We start from the raw sequence: 14,497 nt of genomic DNA, 5'->3' as shown, positions 1-14,497 counted from the left end.
ACTAGATCGCGTACTGATCAAGTGCGGCGCGCGCCCACTCTGCGGTGGCGGCCCGGGCCGCGGGCGGTGCGACCACCTCGACGGCGCCGCCCCGGCGTGCTGCCAGGCGCTTGAGTGAACGCGGGTCGCCCACGTTGACGCGCGCGGTCGTGACGCCCGAATCGCTGGACGCCTCTGCGCGGGAGAGATAGTCGCCCACCAGCGGTGCCGTGTCCGTCGCGAATCGAATCGTGGCCGCAACGTCTTCGGACGCCGATGACTGGGACTCGTTCATCCCGCCGAACAACTCGCTGGCGTGCTCCGCGCCGTGCTCGGCCGCAAGATCCAGGAGCACCGGTTCGCTAGCCCGGGCCAGGTGGAAGGTGCGCATGGCACGACGGAGGTGGCACCAGCCCTGGAGGTACCACTCGCCGCTGGTCATGTGCACCTTCACCGGGTCGACCGTGCGCACCAGCGGTTCGGCGTCCGGGGCACGGTAGGTGAACTGGATCGCGTGGCGGGTGCGCAGGGCCTCGGCGACCACCCGTCGGACGTCATCAGTGGTGGAAGGCGCAACGATCACGTCGGCAGGAGCGGCGGATGCACCGCGTGAGAGCTTCTCGATGAGCCCGGTGACGACACCGTCATCGTCCATTCCGGGAACCTCGCGTGCCAGGCGCAGACCGGACAGCAACGCCGCGGCTTCCCGCGCGGTGAACCTCGGGACCCGTCGCAGCGCGACCGTGTTGGTCAGCTCGATGACATCCTCCCCCTCGAGGAGGTCCCAGTTGATGTTGAAGAGGTCCTGGTCCAGCTGCCAGTAGCCGTCTTCCCCCGGAAGTCCGATCACCGTGAGCTTCTGCACCATGCGGCGCATATCCTCCGGGGTCACATCGAAGTCTGCGGCTGCCTCTGTGACCGTCACCTGCCCGCGTTCTGCCAGGTAGGGCACGAGCGACAGGTAGAGCTTCACGCGGTCGGGCGCCAGCAGCGGCTGTGTGCGACGGGCCATCAGTTCCTCACCTCGTGCAGTTCCAGGACGGCGCGCAGCCGGGCGATCACGGCGTCACGTAGTCGCGCGGGCTCGATCACCCGCACCTCCGGCCCGTAGGAGGCCAGCTCGTCCGCGAAGATGGACTCGTCGAGGTACGGAACCTCGATTCCGCGCGCGGCCGGGCGCGACCTCCGGCTGAGGCGCAGCGCCGCCTCGGTGCCGGGGTTCACCTCCAGGTGCGCCACATTGCGATCCAGTACCTCGCGGAGACCGGCCAGTCCACGCTCTCCCGCCCCGGCCCGAAGACCGGCGTCGAAGTGCTCCCCCGTCGGGGTCACGTCGCTGACGATGCGGGACAGCAGGAACGTCCGCTCTTCATCGATGTCGGCATCGATGCCGTACACGTGCCAGCGGTTCTCCGCGTCGATCAGAGCCAGTGGCTTCATGCGCCGCAGCCGTGCCGCGTCGTCGCCGGGCTTCAGGTAGCTGAACGTGACGACGTCCGCGTTCTCGATGGCCAGCTGCAGCGGTGCGAAGGCGGGCGCCGTGAGATCCAGGCGCGGCGCGAAGCCGATGATCGGCTCGTCGACGTCGATCCCCAGGGCCCGGATCTTGCGCAGTCCCGATCGTGCGTCTCGTGAGAATGAGCCATCGCGCCACACCGTACCCGCGAGACTGAGCACGGCCAGCTCAGCCGGGGTGAACGTGATGTCTCCCGGGAGGTCGTACTCCGCCTGGGGGACGCGGTAGCGCGCCTCACGAAGGTCGTTGGGATCGGCCAGGTCGCCGAGGGTCTCGATCGGGATGCCGAGAGCGCGCAGGTCGTCCTTGTCGCGCTCGAACATCTTCTCGAGAGCGGTGGTCACACCGCTCTGCTCGTACCGCTGCCGGTAGCCCGACACCGATTCGAGGATCTGCTGCTTCGTCAGGCCGATCTCGGTTGCCATGAGAGCGACGACGAGGTTCGTCAGCCGCTCTTCCGGGGGAATCTTCTCAGCCACCTCAACATCCTATGGGCGCTGCAGGCGACGGGGCGGGAGGCGCGTCAGCGCCCGCCACCCGATCAGGAGGCGGGCAGAGTGCCGAGCACGTCCACCACGTAAATCAGTGCGGTGTCCTTCGGCGCCTTGGCGTCGGCCGAGTCGCCGGCGGCGGCATCCGCCGGCACCACGACCATGATCTGGGATCCGACCGTGACGCCGACGAGCGCGTCGGCCACCGCCTTCGGCAGATCCCCCGCGCTGGACACCACGGGCGTGCCGTCGTCGATCGAGGAGCGGAACTGGGTCTTACCCGTCCAGCTCACCCCGAGAACGTTGAGGATCGCCGCGTCGTCCGCCGTCAGGGCCGCACCGTCGCCGCGCACCAGTGTCTCGACCGTGGTGGCGGTCGGAGCCTTGCCGTCCGGGACGACGACACCGGAGCGTCCATCGGGCGCACGCACCACGGAGGGCAGACCCCATGCGCCGTTGAACACCTCGGTGCCCTCCGGACGATCCGGGAGCACCTCGGTGACGTCGATCGCCATGAGGTAGCCCTCGTTGGCTCCCAGCCCGTTCTGGGCGGCGACAGCGGGGTCGAGCGCGTTCGCCGGCAGCGACGCCAGGATGCGATCGCCCTGTCGGGCGCACATCAGCTGCTCGTCGAGGGTCGGCACCACCTGAGACAGCTTCGAGACGATGGCCGGTCCCACCGGCTGGGCGGGCGCGGAGGCTCCGTCGCTCGTGCGCACCAGTGAGTAGCTGAAGCTGACGACCTGATTCGCCGAGACGATCTGCGGACCGTCGCCGGCGATGATCACGTCACGCTCTTGAGCGGTGACATTCATCGCGCTGGGCGCCTCGATCGTCGGGTCCGTGCCGAAGTCACCGGTCACGGAGACGGCGTCTGCGATCGGCCCGGACGACGCGAGGGGCGTGCAGCCGAAGGAGTTGGCCGAGCCCGCTGCGGGGGCGCAGCCGACGAGGGCGACCGCAGTCAGAGCGATGACGGGGATGACGGCAGAGATCTTGCGCACCATGTCAGTCTACGATCCCGTTCAGGCTTCGCCGGACGCGTCCCCGCGCGCGATGCGCGCTCCGGCGGCGCCCTTCTCCGCTTCGCGCACGCGCTTGCGGAGATTCTTGTCGGTGATGGAGCGGTCTCCCACGGCTCCCGGCGTCCACAGTTCGACGTCCTCATCGGAATAACTCGACTTGGACGCCCGGCGGCGGACCTCGGGGGCGACCGTGCCGGGCGCCAGGCGGCGCGCCGTCAGCAGGAAGCCCGTGTGGGCGATCATGCGGTGATCGGGTCGCACGGCGAGCCCCTCGACGTGCCAGCCGCGCACCATCGTCTCGCTGGCCTCCGGGTCGGTGAAGACGCCCATGCCGCGGATGTACTCGGCCACGCGTGACAGCTGGGTAGCGGTGGCGACGTAGCAGATCACCACGCCGCCGGGTGCGAGGGCATCGGCGACGGCATCCATGCAGTCCCACGGCGCCAGCATGTCGAGCACGACGCGGTCGACGGAGCCCGAGGACACCGTCTCCGGCAGCGCCTCCGCGAGGTCGCCGAGCGTGATCGACCAGTTCTCGGGCACCGCCCCGAAGAAGGTCTCCCCGTTCGCACGGGCGACATCGGCGAACTCCTCGCGGCGCTCGAACGAGTACAGGCGGCCTTCCGCGCCGATCGCGCGCAGCAGGGACAGCGAGAGCGCCCCGGAGCCGACTCCGGCCTCGACCACGACAGCGCCCGGGAAGATGTCGGCCTGCGACACGATCTGTGCAGAGTCCTTCGGATAGACGATGGCGGCGCCGCGCGGCATCGACATCACGAAGTCGCGCAGCAGCGGGCGCAGCGCCAGATACTCGTGCCCGTTGCTGTTGAGCACGACGGACCCGTCCGGCAGGCCGACGAGGTCCTTGTGCGCCAGCACACCGTGGTGGGTGTGCAGCTCGCCGCCCTCCTTGAGCGTGACCGTGTGCATCCGGTTCTTCGGGCCGGTCAGCTGCACCCGGTCGCCGAGGCGGAAGGGACCGGTGGGGCGTGCGGAAGTCATCGGGTGAACCTTTCGTGCACACCGCGGAGATCATCCGGGGTGCGGTCAGCGAGAGTGGGCCAGAGCACGGTGGCACCGAGCCCCTCCAGGGGAACCATGTGGGGAACGCCGATCGTGGCGATTCCCGCAGCGACACCCGAGCGGGTGCCGCCCGGGGAATCCTCGATCACCACGGCTTCCTTCGGGGCGACGCCGAGAGCGTCTGCGGCCTGAAGGTAGGGATCGGGGAACGGCTTGGGTCGGGCGACCTCGTCTCCCCCGACCACCAGATCGAAGGTGTTCTCGGGGAGCAGGCCCGCGACGACCAGCGCCATGCGCCGGTGCGACATCGTGACCAGTGCATTGCGGAGGCCTGCGGCGCGATTCGCGGCGAGCAGCTCGCGAGCGCCGGGCCGGTACACCACGTGCCCCTGGCTCAGCTGCGACATCACGGCGTCGGTGAGGTGATCGATGATCGCGTCCTCCGACATGCGCACACCGGCGTCCTGGAGAATGCGGGCCGAGGTGTCCAGTCCCATGCCCACGAGCTGGAGCGCCTGTTCGTGATCCCAGCTGCCCCCGAACGATTCCACCAGTGCCGTCTCCGCCGCCATCCAGAGCGGTTCGGTGTCGACGATGGTTCCGTCCATATCCCAGAGCACAGCGGAGAGAGAGGGCGCGGTCACCGCACCAGCCTAGCCGGTGCCGCCCCGGCCGCCCGGCACCTGCCTAAGCTGGAGCGATGACGAACAGGCATCGCCCTCTCCACGGGCTCGGATCACGGATCCTCGTCGCCGCGTTCGACGGCTGGAACGACGCGGGCGAAGCGGCCACGAGCGCGCTGACCGCACTCCGGGAAGCCGGGTCGTACGAGAAGGTCTGGTCGGTGGACCCCGAGCTCTACTTCGACTACCAGTACACCCGTCCCGCCATTTCTTACGGCGCCACGGGTGAGCGCACGCTCACCTGGCCGGGAGCGTCCCTCTGGCGCCCGGTGGGCGCTGCGACGCCCGAGGTCTGGCTGCTCTCGGGTACCGAGCCCGCTCGGGCATGGCAGGGGTTTGCCTCCGAGATCGTCGATCAGGCGCTGGCCGCGGACGTGACGGGCTTCGTGACCCTCGGCGGCATGATGTCCGACGTGCCGCACACGCGGAAGGTGCCGGTCCATGCCTCCAGCGACAACGCCGACATACGCGGCGAATCCGGCTTCGAACGCTCGCAGTACGAGGGTCCCGTTGGCATCCTGTCGGTGCTGTCGCTCGCGATGGAGAAGGTCGGCGTTCCCGGCCTGAGCCTCTGGGCGAGCCTGCCCCATTACACCGCGGGACAGGGCCCCAGCCCCCTGGGAGCGCTCGCCCTCATCTCTGCGATCGGGGAGATCACCGGTACCGAGCCGTCGCACGGGTCCCTCGAAGCCGAGGGGCGTCGATGGGAGGCCGCGGTGGATGCGGCCGTTGCGGAAGACGAGGAACTCGCGGCCTACGTGAGCGAGCTGGAGCGCGCCCGGGACGAGTGGGACTCCCCCGAGGCCACGGGCGATGCGCTCGCCCGCGAGTTCGAGCGCTATCTGCGCCGAGACGGCGATGGCCCGCAGCGTCCGTGACGTCGCGGGCCATCGAGCCGAGAGGATCAGGCCGATATCGCGGGGATCACTCCGAACCCGAGCAGGATCATGAGCACGACCCCGAGCACGACGCGGTAGATCACGAACGGCAGGAAGCTGCCCTTCTTGAGGTACTGCATCAGGTACTTGATCACGAGGATGCCGACCACGAAAGCCACCACGGTCGCGATGGCCGTGTCGCCCATGGAGTACGTCTGGCCGGTCTCGTCAAAGCTCTTGTACAGCTCGTACAGGCCTGACCCGAAGACGGCCGGAATGGCCAGCAGGAAGGAGTACTCGGCCGCGGCCGTGCGGGAGAAGCCGAGCGCCAGCCCCATCGTCGTGGTCGCCCCGGAGCGGGAGACGCCCGGGATGAGGGCGAGCACCTGGGCGAGACCGAACGCCAGACCGCTCGGGTAGGTCAGATCCTGCAGCTCGCGGTTCTTCTTGCCGAGATAGTCCGCAAGTCCGAGGATCAGACCGAAGACGATGAGCACGCCGGCCACCAGCCACAGGTTGCGGAACGGCCCGCGGATCTGCTCCTGCGCCAGGAAGCCGACCACACCGATCGGAATGGTGCCGATGATCACCAGCCATCCCATGCGGGCATCCGGATCGTTGCGCGCCACCTTCCCGGTAAGCGATTGCGCCCATCGCGAGATGATGCGCATGATCGTGCGCCAGAAGAAGATGATGACAGCCAGCTCGGTTCCGAGCTGGGTCACGGCCGTGAACGTCGCACCCGGGTCGGCTCCACCGGGCAGCATGAGCCCCACGACGCGCAGGTGTGCGCTGGAGGAGATGGGTAGGAACTCGGTGAGACCCTGGACGATGCCCAGGATGATCGCCTCGAGAACGTGCATGTATCAGTAGCTCCGCAGAAGGTCGATCAGCACTTGCTGACCGAACACGAGTGAGTCGACAGGCACTCGCTCATCGACTCCATGGAACATACCCGTGAAGTCCAGATCGGCAGGGAGGCGCAACGGGGCGAAACCGTATCCGGTGATGCCGAGCCGGCCCAGCGCCTTGTTGTCGGTGCCACCGGAAAGGAGGTACGGCAGGACGGGGGCTCCCGGATCGTGCCGGCCGAGCACCGCGACCATCGCCTCGACGAGCTCTCCCGCGAACGGCGTCTCCAGCCCGACGTCCCCCACGACGGTCTCGACGGTGATGTCCTCCCCCAGCAGTTCGCGCAGCTCCACGAGGAACTGCTCCTCCGTGCCGGGAAGCACGCGAACGTCGATGAGCGCTTCCGCGTGGTCGGGGATCACGTTGTGCTTGTAGCCGGCGGTGAGACCCGTGGGATTCGTGGTGGTGCGCCAGGACGAACGCAGGAACCGCTGGGCAGCCCCCGCGAACGCAGCGAGCTCGTCGGGGTCGGTAGTGTCCGCACCGGCGATCTCGCGGATCCGAGCGACCAGCTCGCGCGTGGTGTCGGTGAGCACCACCGGCCAGTCGCGTTCGCCGAGGAGTGCGACCGCGCGCGCCAGCTTCGTCACGGCGTTGTCACGGTGGTAGCCACTGCCGTGCCCTGCGGTTCCGGATGCGCTGAGGCGCAGCCACAGCAGGGCCTTCTCCCCCACCTGCAACAGGTACGACCGCTGTCCTGCCACGTCGACGGAGTACCCGCCGACCTCGCTGATGGCCTCGGTGGCGCCATCGAACCACTCGGGACGCTCCTCCACCACCCGGGCCGACCCGTACTCGCCGCCGGCCTCCTCGTCGGCGAAGAACACGACGATGAGGTCGCGCTCCGGCTGCTCGCCCGCGCGGACCAGCTCGGCGACCGCGGTGAGGATCATGGCGTCCATGCCCTTCATGTCGACGGCGCCGCGGCCCCACAGGAGCCCGTCGCGGATCTCGCCGGCGAACGGGTCGACACTCCAGTCAGCGGCGACGGCCGGCACCACGTCGAGGTGCCCGTGCAGCACGAGGGCGGGCTTGGACGCATCGCGGCCGGCGATGCGGGTCATCACGCTGGTGCGACCGGGCGCCGACTCGTACGTCTCGGTCTGCAACCCCAGCGCACCGAGGTAGGCGACCACGTACTCGGCTGCTTCGCGCTCGCCGTTGGCACGCCCCTCGCCGTAGTTGCTGGTGTCGAATCGGATCAGATCGGCGGCGATGCGCGCGACCTCGGGAGTCTCATCCTGGGCCATGGTTCCACGGTACGGCACGCCCGAGGTCGCCCCGTGTTCGCGACGTCACGAACAGTCGTGCTAAAGTCGTATCTTGTCGGAACGGGCCGGAAACGGATCGGGAAGACGGCAACAAAACATCACGCGCGGGTGGCGGAATAGGTAGACGCGCTAGCTTGAGGTGCTAGTGCCCGATAGGGCGTGGGGGTTCAAGTCCCCCTTCGCGCACGTGATGAGCCCCGGAGATTCTGAGTGATCAGACCTCCGGGGCTCTTTCTGTTTCTGGAGTTTTGCGATGCCGCTCGCAGAGATGGACATCGCATCCCGCGCCGGTGTACGCGACGTGGTGTGCACCTTCCAGCGGGCGGCGACATACACGGCGACCGATAGCCTCGGAGGATGCGCGAGGCGGCGAAGCGAAGACCCGAGGTGCTGCGCGATCCCCCGTTCGCGTTCTTCTGGGGCGCCACCACCCTTCGGGCATTCGGCGGGGCCGTGGCGGGCGTCGGCTTCCAGATCCTCATCGTCACCGTGCTGCATGCGAGCCCTGGCGAGATCGGCGTGCTGACGGCGCTCGGCGTGGTGCCCTACCTGTTCCTCGGATTGATCATCGGTGCGCTCATGGATCGCTGGCGACGCCAGCGCACCCTTGTGGTCACGACCCTGGGTCGAGCAGTCGTCCTCGGCGCCGTTCCGGTGCTGATCCTCACCGGCGCACTGAATATCTGGACCATGGCAGCCGTGTCCCTTGCCCTGGGCGTCCTCACACTGTTCACTGACTCAGCCGCCCAGCCGCTCCTTCCCCGCATCGTCCCACGGGCATCGCTCGTGGCTGCGGATGCGCGCGTGGGACAGAGCAACACCGTGGCGGAGACCGCCGGACCCGCACAGGGCGGCCTCCTGCTGAGAGTGATCGGTCCGTCCTGGCTGTTCACCTGGACGGCCTCGTCAACGTTGTCGCAGCCGTCCTCCAGTCGCGGATCCGGGTGCACGAGCCGCGTCCGGCACGGCGCGGCGCGGGCAGGCACGTGGGCCACGACATCGCCGACGGGGTGCGCTTCACCTACCGGCACCGCACGCTTCGCCCGCTCGCGCTCTCCGTGCACGTCTGGTTCCTGGGAAACAGCATCATGACCACGACATTCGGCGTGTACGCCCTGCGCCACCTCGGACTGCCGGACTGGGGGTTCGGTCTCGTTCTCGCGGCCGGCGGCGTCGGTGGCTTCCTCGGCGCTTTCCTTGCACCGCGCCTCGGGGCGGTCCTCGGTGCCGGGCGGGCGATTCTGTGCGGCCGAGCGCTCATCGTGCTGCCCTGGCTGGCGCTCGCGCTCCTCCCCCTGTCCGCGACAACGGATCTCCGTCTCGGCTTGCCGGTGGTGGCCGGTGCACTGTTCCTCTCGTCGCTCGCGATGGGCATCGAGGACACCAACGACATCTCCTACCGACAGGCCATCGCGCCCGACGAGATCCAGGGCCGGATGAACGCCACGATTCGCACGGCCAATCGCGTCGTGTTCTTCTTCGGGGCTCTCGCGACCGGCGTTCTGATGACGCTGCTGGGCTTCACGGCGACGATCGGCATCGGTGCGCTCGTGTTCATCCTGGCAGCGGCGATCGTGCTCTTCTCGCCACTGCGGACGGTCCGGCACGAAGACGAGACCGATCGCTGAACTGCGGCGACCTTTGTCAGGCGCGCGTGTCCGGGGCCGAACGCGCGGACGATCCCAGACGATCAAACCAGGAATCGTCGTCGTCCGCGGCGAGCTTCGGCATCACACCGATAGCGAGCAGCAACCAGGGCAGCACCTGTTGTCCCACACGCCCGGCGAGCGACGGCCGATAGCTGGTGGTCACGATCACGCGCGTCGAATCGGGAGCGATGTGCTCCAGGCGGCGGTCGATAGTCATCCGGATCCCGCGCTGCCAGAGCTGAAGCACCTGCCGGACTGCGGTCTCGGATTCCGCCACCCGGACAGGAACTCGATCGCTGCCGCAGGACGGCTCGTGCACCTCCACCCATCGCGACCCCGCCAGCGCCGGATCACCGCTGGGCTCGACGATGTCGACGGGATGATCATCAACGGCCACCATGGCGGCCGGGTCGGTCAGAACCCGCCAGACCTCCGCGGGCGACGCCGGGACGACGCCCTCCTCCCGCACCGTGCGGTACGTGGTCTTCACCAGCATGTCGCCGCTCCCTCTTGCCAGGATGTCTCATTCACAGGATGACCTGTCCGTCGACGCACGCGAGCCTTGTCCGCCGGTCCAGAGCAGTACCCGCTTGCCAGGATGTCTCATTCACAGGATGACCTGTCCGTCGACGCGGCGAGCCTTGTCCGCCGGTCCAGAGCAGTACCCGCTTGCCTGGATGTGTCGTTCACAGAGTGACTTCTCCGTGGACGCAGACGACCGCGTGTCCGCCGATCCAGATCCGATCGCCCTCGTAGCTCACCTTGACGCGTCCCTCGTGACCGATCGCCGTACCCTGCGCCGCGGTGTAGCCGCCGCCGACCGGTTCCCCGGACTCGCGCAGCCAGTGAGCGAGTCCAGCGTTCAGGCTGCCGGTGATCGGGTCCTCCCAGACCGGATCACCGCCGAGAAACGCGCGAACCTCGAAGCGAGCATCGTTGCCGGGTGCGTGCTCGCCGACGACACCGATGCAGAGAGAGCCGAGATCAGCGGGATCCGGGCGAAGCGCCAGCACCTCCGCGGCGTTCGCGAGCCGCACACCGATCCACCCGGGCCCGTTCACCAGCCAGGATGCATCCACGATCCGGGACCGTTCGATGCCCAGCGCTCCCGCGACCTGTTCCAGCTCCGGCTCCCCCACTGGTTCGAACCGCGTGAGCGGCGGTGCCTCGAAGGCCAGCATCTGTTCGTCGACGCGCACGCGCACGAGTCCCGCGCCACACTCCTGCACGACCTCGCCCGGACGTTGTGGAACGCCACCGCCTCGCAGCCACGCGAGCGCCGACCCGAGCGTCGGATGCCCCGCGAACGGGAACTCCTGCGTGGCAGAGAAGATGCGAACGCGGTAGTCCGCAGCCGCTGTGGTCGGCGGGAGTAGGAATGTCGTCTCGGCGAGGTTGGTCCACTTCGCGAAGCGCTGCATCTGCTCTGAGGTCAGTCCCTCGGCGTCGTGCACGACCGCCACCGGATTGCCGAGGAATGCCACCGGGGAGAAGACATCGACCTCTGAATATCTCCGCGTCACTCAGTCACCGTAGCAGCGCAGGAGCCGGTGCGCGGGTCGGCCGGCATCCGCGGGATGCAGGCAAAGTCGCGTTCATGCCGTACTCTTCGACAATCCGAGTAGTAGCCGGGGGGATTGGGGAATCTATGGTTACTGACGACTGCGTGCTCGCGAGCACCGGTTCCGACAGCGCACTTCCGTGGGGCATCATCGCTCTTGTTCTCATCGTCGGCGGTATCGCGCTGATGGTCTCGCGGACGCGGAGCAGATCCGCCGTCCTCGCCGCGGGCACGGTGCTCGTGCTGGGCTTCGCCGTCAGCGGCATCGTCATGACAGGGCCGGCCGCAAACGCCGCGGGGCCGTGTTCAACGCCGTCGGCGAGTCCGTCGCCGATACGCACCGCGAGTCCGTCGCCGCTGCCCACAGTCAGCCCGACGCCGACACCCACAGTCAGCCCGACGCCGACGCCCACCGTCAGCCCGACGCCGACGCCCACGCCCACAGTCGGCCCGACGCCGACGCCCACCGTCAGCCCAACGCCAACGCCAACCATCAGCCCCACACCCACACCAACGTCGACGCTGGCACCCGACCTCACGCCGAACGTGATCGTTCCGGACCGGGCGCTGCAGACGGCGACGGACGTCGTCGTCGAGATCACGAATGTGGGTGAGGCCCAGACGAGCGGCACCATCGCCTTCGCCGTCGAGATGCCCGGTGCGCCGGGCTTCCACACCGATTTCGACCCTGGTCAGACCACCGCCCAGGTGGACGGCGCGGTCTACGCCGTGATCAACGACCAGGTCATGATCTCGGGAACCGGCACGGTGACGGATCCGTTCCGCGTGATCGCCGCTGTGGTGCTCGCGCCCGGGCAGACCCTGCGCATCAGCTTCGTCGTGACCCCAATCGAGGGGAACACCGGGGCCCCGGGCGTAGCGGCCGCCGTCGTGGATGCCGGGACCGGCGGGGGCGAGACTCCCGTGACGAACAACAGCGCCACTGCGACACTCCAGGCCGACCCAAGGGCGTGCTTCGTGGTGAACGACAAGTCGCTTACCCGGGATACCGACGCCGACGGCGTGGTCGACCGGTGCGATCTGGATTCGGACAACGACGGAATCCTCGACACCGAGGAGGACGTGAGCCACAACGGCGTGTTCGGCGACGACGATCACGACGGCGACATCCTCATCCTGCCCGTCCTCGGCGACGGAGTGCCCAGCTACCTCGATCTCGATTCTGAGAACGACGGCGTGCTCGACCTCATGGAGGGCCGTCCGTTCACCCGTGCTCAGATCGATGCGTTCGATGCAGACCACAATGGCGTGTTCGATGCGACGCTGTCGTTCGGCACGAACGGTCTGCTCGATGATCTCGAGACCGCTCCCGATTCGGGGGTCTTGCGTTCCGAGTTCCTCCTGCAGCGCAACCTCGATGGCGATTCTCTCCCGGACAGCAACGATCCGATGAGCGACGGATCGCATCTGGACCTGTACGAAATCGGGCGCGCTGATCTCGATCAGCTCGGCGGCGGATTCATCACACCCATCGATGATTCCGACGGGGACGGCATCATGGCGGGTGCCGACTCAGGCCTGGCGATGCGCGGCTCTCCCGGGTCGCCCTACTCGCCTTATCAGCCCTGACACCAGCGGTGCCGGTGTCGCGGACGTCTGTCCGCGGCACCGGCACCGCTCGTTCACACCCACCGGCGGGTTCGCTTCTGCGCCCCCGCCGGAACCGATCAGGGCGCCTTGCGCCCTGTCAGCGACCGGATCAGCCAGGCGATCACGGCCAGTACCAGCAGCACCAGTCCAACCCAGAGCAGGAAGTTCAGGGACTGCACCAGTCCGCCCGTGATGGCGAGCACGATCGCGATAACCACGATCACGATGAACAGGATGTTCATGAGGGACTCCTTCCGTGGTCGCGGGTGCGACCGGGCCTTCACGCTATGGTCATGCGCACCCGGGGCGGAGGGGGTTGACTCCGCGTCCCCGAGGTGCCATGGGCCTGGTCACTGACGGTCCAGACGGTCCTCGATCTCGTCCTTCGCGTGCTCAGCCGCGTCGTGTGCCTTGTCGACACCCTGCTTGAGCTTGGCGTTCTGCTCCTCGGCGAAGCCGCGGGCCTCCAGGTCCTCGTTACCGGTCACCTTGCCAGCGGCGTGCTTGGCCTTCCCGGCGAGCTCCTCAGCCTTGTGCTGTGCCTTGTCTCCGATAGCCATGGGGCGTCCTTTCGTCGATCGTCGACGCGGATGCGCCGACTCCCCCACGCTCACCCGGGCGCGACGCGGCACGCAACCGGGTTGACACCGGCGTGAGGACGTGATGACCTCCAGCGTCCGGCGGGTGGTCACCTCCGGGCGAAGCACCCTGGATGACGGCGAAGGATCTCCCCCCGACGGAGACGTTCTCGTGCGGCGCGACGTTCTCAGGCGACGGAGACGTTGAACACCAGGCCGAGCACGTAGGTGACGGCCGCGGCGCCGAAGCCAATCAGGAGCTGGCGCAGAGCGCGACGCAGCGGGGACGCCCCGGAGAGGATCCCGACCATCGCCCCGGTCGACATGAGCGCGATGCCCACCAGCACCAGAGCGATCACGACGGCCAGCAGCCCGGTCGCGCCGAAAAGCCAGGGCAGCACGGGAATCACCGCGCCGGAGGCGAAGAAAAGGAAGCTCGAGATCGCCGCGCCCCATGCAGAGCCGACCACTTCGTCATCCTCCTGCACCTCTCGCTGGGGTTTGGTGCCCGCGTGCGAGGCTTCGAGCACACTACGCGCCCGCGCCATGGCCTCGTCCTCGGGAATCCCCCGAGTGCGATAGATGAGCGCCACTTCGTTGGCGTCGAGATCCAGGTCGAGGTAGGCATCATCGCCCAGATCGCTGGGCTGTGTGGCATCCAGAAGCTCACGCTGGGAGCGCACCGAGACGAACTCGCCCGCCCCCATCGACAGCGCACCAGCGAGCAGACCGGCGAGACCACTGAAGAGGACGAACTGCGGTGCGACACCGGTCGCGCCGATACCCATGATGAGGGCCAGGTTGCTGACGAGGCCGTCGTTCGCGCCGAAAACCGCCGCACGGAACGTGCCCGCCAGACGGCGACGCCCCCGCGCAGCGAGGCCGCGGACGACCTCATGGTGGACCTTCTCATCGGCCGCCATCGCCGCTGTCGCGAACTCCTCATCCGCGTACGGCGAGCGAGCCTCGGCCTGCTGCGCAAGAGCGAGCGTGAAGATCGAACCAAAGTTGCCGGCCATCCACCCGAGCAGGCGAGTGCGCACGCCCGCGCGCGGCAGTCGCGCGGGCTCTCCACCGAGGAGGGCCAGCCAGTGCGACTCGTGACGTCCTTCGGCGTCGGCGAGGGCCAGCAGGATGTCGCGCTCCTCCCCCGTCTTGCGTTCGGCGAGGCGACGGTAGACGTGTGCTTCGGCACGCTCGTCGGCCAGGTACTTCGCCCAGCGGCGTCGGTCGGCGTCGGTGGGGGCAGGGGCGGCGGGGGCAGGCGCAGACATCGTTCTCCTCGGGACGGCAGCTTCCACCGTAGATGTCGGCGCGCCC

14 protein-coding genes, 1 tRNA gene and 1 pseudogene are annotated in these 14,497 nt (G+C 68.3%); 4 read left to right on the top strand and 12 right to left on the bottom strand.

The window, feature by feature from the left end:
- Nucleotide 1 precedes the first annotated feature (1 nt).
- The 5 genes from LQ566_RS03095 to LQ566_RS03075 all read right to left on the bottom strand — a co-directional run bounded on the left by LQ566_RS03095 (nucleotide 2) and on the right by LQ566_RS03075 (nucleotide 4,678).
- Nucleotides 2-991, bottom strand: a complete 990-nt coding sequence (locus LQ566_RS03095) for a helix-turn-helix transcriptional regulator (protein WP_231090132.1) — start codon at nucleotides 989-991, stop codon at nucleotides 2-4.
- Nucleotides 991-1,974 carry a helix-turn-helix transcriptional regulator gene (locus LQ566_RS03090; RefSeq protein ID WP_231090131.1) on the bottom strand — a complete coding sequence of 328 codons (984 nt, stop codon included), beginning with the start codon at nucleotides 1,972-1,974 and terminating at the stop codon, nucleotides 991-993. Before LQ566_RS03090 ends, LQ566_RS03095 begins: the two co-directional genes overlap by 1 nt.
- A 62-nt stretch (nucleotides 1,975-2,036) precedes the next feature.
- Nucleotides 2,037-2,990, bottom strand: coding sequence for an FKBP-type peptidyl-prolyl cis-trans isomerase (locus tag LQ566_RS03085; RefSeq protein ID WP_231090130.1), 954 nt, complete (start codon nucleotides 2,988-2,990; stop codon nucleotides 2,037-2,039).
- Between the two features lie 21 nt (nucleotides 2,991-3,011).
- The gene (locus tag LQ566_RS03080; RefSeq protein WP_231090129.1) at nucleotides 3,012-4,013 is read right to left on the bottom strand and encodes a tRNA (adenine-N1)-methyltransferase; all 1,002 of its coding nucleotides are present in this window, start codon (nucleotides 4,011-4,013) and stop codon (nucleotides 3,012-3,014) included.
- Entirely contained in the window at nucleotides 4,010-4,678 is a 669-nt protein-coding gene (locus LQ566_RS03075) for an HAD family hydrolase (protein ID WP_231090128.1), read from the bottom strand. Before LQ566_RS03075 ends, LQ566_RS03080 begins: the two co-directional genes overlap by 4 nt.
- Before the next feature lie 56 nt (nucleotides 4,679-4,734).
- Here LQ566_RS03075 and LQ566_RS03070 point away from each other — a divergent pair, with 56 nt between their 5' ends.
- Nucleotides 4,735-5,595, top strand: a complete 861-nt coding sequence (locus tag LQ566_RS03070) for a PAC2 family protein (RefSeq protein ID WP_231090127.1) — start codon at nucleotides 4,735-4,737, stop codon at nucleotides 5,593-5,595.
- Nucleotides 5,596-5,621: 26 nt separating this feature from the next.
- On the opposite strand, the gene LQ566_RS03065 is transcribed toward LQ566_RS03070, so the two are convergent.
- Together LQ566_RS03065 and LQ566_RS03060 are read right to left on the bottom strand one after the other, a co-directional pair.
- Entirely contained in the window at nucleotides 5,622-6,458 is an 837-nt protein-coding gene (locus tag LQ566_RS03065; protein ID WP_231090126.1) for an undecaprenyl-diphosphate phosphatase, read from the bottom strand.
- Nucleotides 6,459-6,461: 3 nt separating this feature from the next.
- Nucleotides 6,462-7,757, bottom strand: coding sequence for a M20/M25/M40 family metallo-hydrolase (locus LQ566_RS03060; RefSeq protein ID WP_231090125.1), 1,296 nt, complete (start codon nucleotides 7,755-7,757; stop codon nucleotides 6,462-6,464).
- A gap of 123 nt (nucleotides 7,758-7,880) precedes the next feature.
- On the opposite strand from LQ566_RS03060, the gene LQ566_RS03055 reads away from it, so the two are divergent.
- Both LQ566_RS03055 and LQ566_RS03050 read left to right on the top strand, forming a co-directional pair.
- Nucleotides 7,881-7,964 (top strand) — tRNA-Leu (locus LQ566_RS03055).
- A 171-nt stretch (nucleotides 7,965-8,135) separates the two neighbouring features.
- Nucleotides 8,136-9,406 (top strand): annotated as a pseudogene (locus LQ566_RS03050) (MFS transporter).
- A gap of 16 nt (nucleotides 9,407-9,422) precedes the next feature.
- Here LQ566_RS03050 and LQ566_RS03045 read toward each other — a convergent pair.
- Together LQ566_RS03045 and LQ566_RS03040 are read right to left on the bottom strand one after the other, a co-directional pair.
- Complete coding sequence (locus LQ566_RS03045; protein ID WP_231090124.1) at nucleotides 9,423-9,923, bottom strand: SRPBCC family protein; 501 nt, start codon at nucleotides 9,921-9,923, stop codon at nucleotides 9,423-9,425.
- A gap of 190 nt (nucleotides 9,924-10,113) precedes the next feature.
- Complete coding sequence (locus LQ566_RS03040) at nucleotides 10,114-10,950, bottom strand: PhzF family phenazine biosynthesis protein (protein WP_231090123.1); 837 nt, start codon at nucleotides 10,948-10,950, stop codon at nucleotides 10,114-10,116.
- Nucleotides 10,951-11,075: 125 nt separating this feature from the next.
- On the opposite strand from LQ566_RS03040, the gene LQ566_RS03035 reads away from it, so the two are divergent.
- A complete protein-coding gene (locus LQ566_RS03035) occupies nucleotides 11,076-12,578 on the top strand; it encodes a thrombospondin type 3 repeat-containing protein (RefSeq protein WP_231090122.1) in 1,503 nt (500 codons plus the stop codon).
- Nucleotides 12,579-12,676: 98 nt separating this feature from the next.
- On the opposite strand, the gene LQ566_RS03030 is transcribed toward LQ566_RS03035, so the two are convergent.
- From LQ566_RS03030 to LQ566_RS03020, 3 genes are all read right to left on the bottom strand, one after another.
- Entirely contained in the window at nucleotides 12,677-12,841 is a 165-nt protein-coding gene (locus tag LQ566_RS03030; RefSeq protein ID WP_231090121.1) for a hypothetical protein, read from the bottom strand.
- Between the two features lie 108 nt (nucleotides 12,842-12,949).
- Complete coding sequence (locus LQ566_RS03025; RefSeq protein ID WP_231090120.1) at nucleotides 12,950-13,159, bottom strand: CsbD family protein; 210 nt, start codon at nucleotides 13,157-13,159, stop codon at nucleotides 12,950-12,952.
- Nucleotides 13,160-13,365: 206 nt separating this feature from the next.
- Nucleotides 13,366-14,451: a VIT1/CCC1 transporter family protein gene (locus tag LQ566_RS03020; protein ID WP_231090114.1), complete on the bottom strand. Its 1,086-nt coding sequence runs from the start codon at nucleotides 14,449-14,451 to the stop codon at nucleotides 13,366-13,368.
- Nucleotides 14,452-14,497 lie beyond the last annotated feature (46 nt).

Origin of the sequence: Microbacterium nymphoidis (genome assembly GCF_021044885.1) — a bacterium.
Taxonomy (GTDB): Bacteria; Actinomycetota; Actinomycetes; order Actinomycetales; family Microbacteriaceae; genus Microbacterium; species Microbacterium nymphoidis.
The sequence above is the reverse complement of the archived record's forward strand: the minus strand, read 5'-3'. Positions and strand labels throughout refer to the sequence as shown.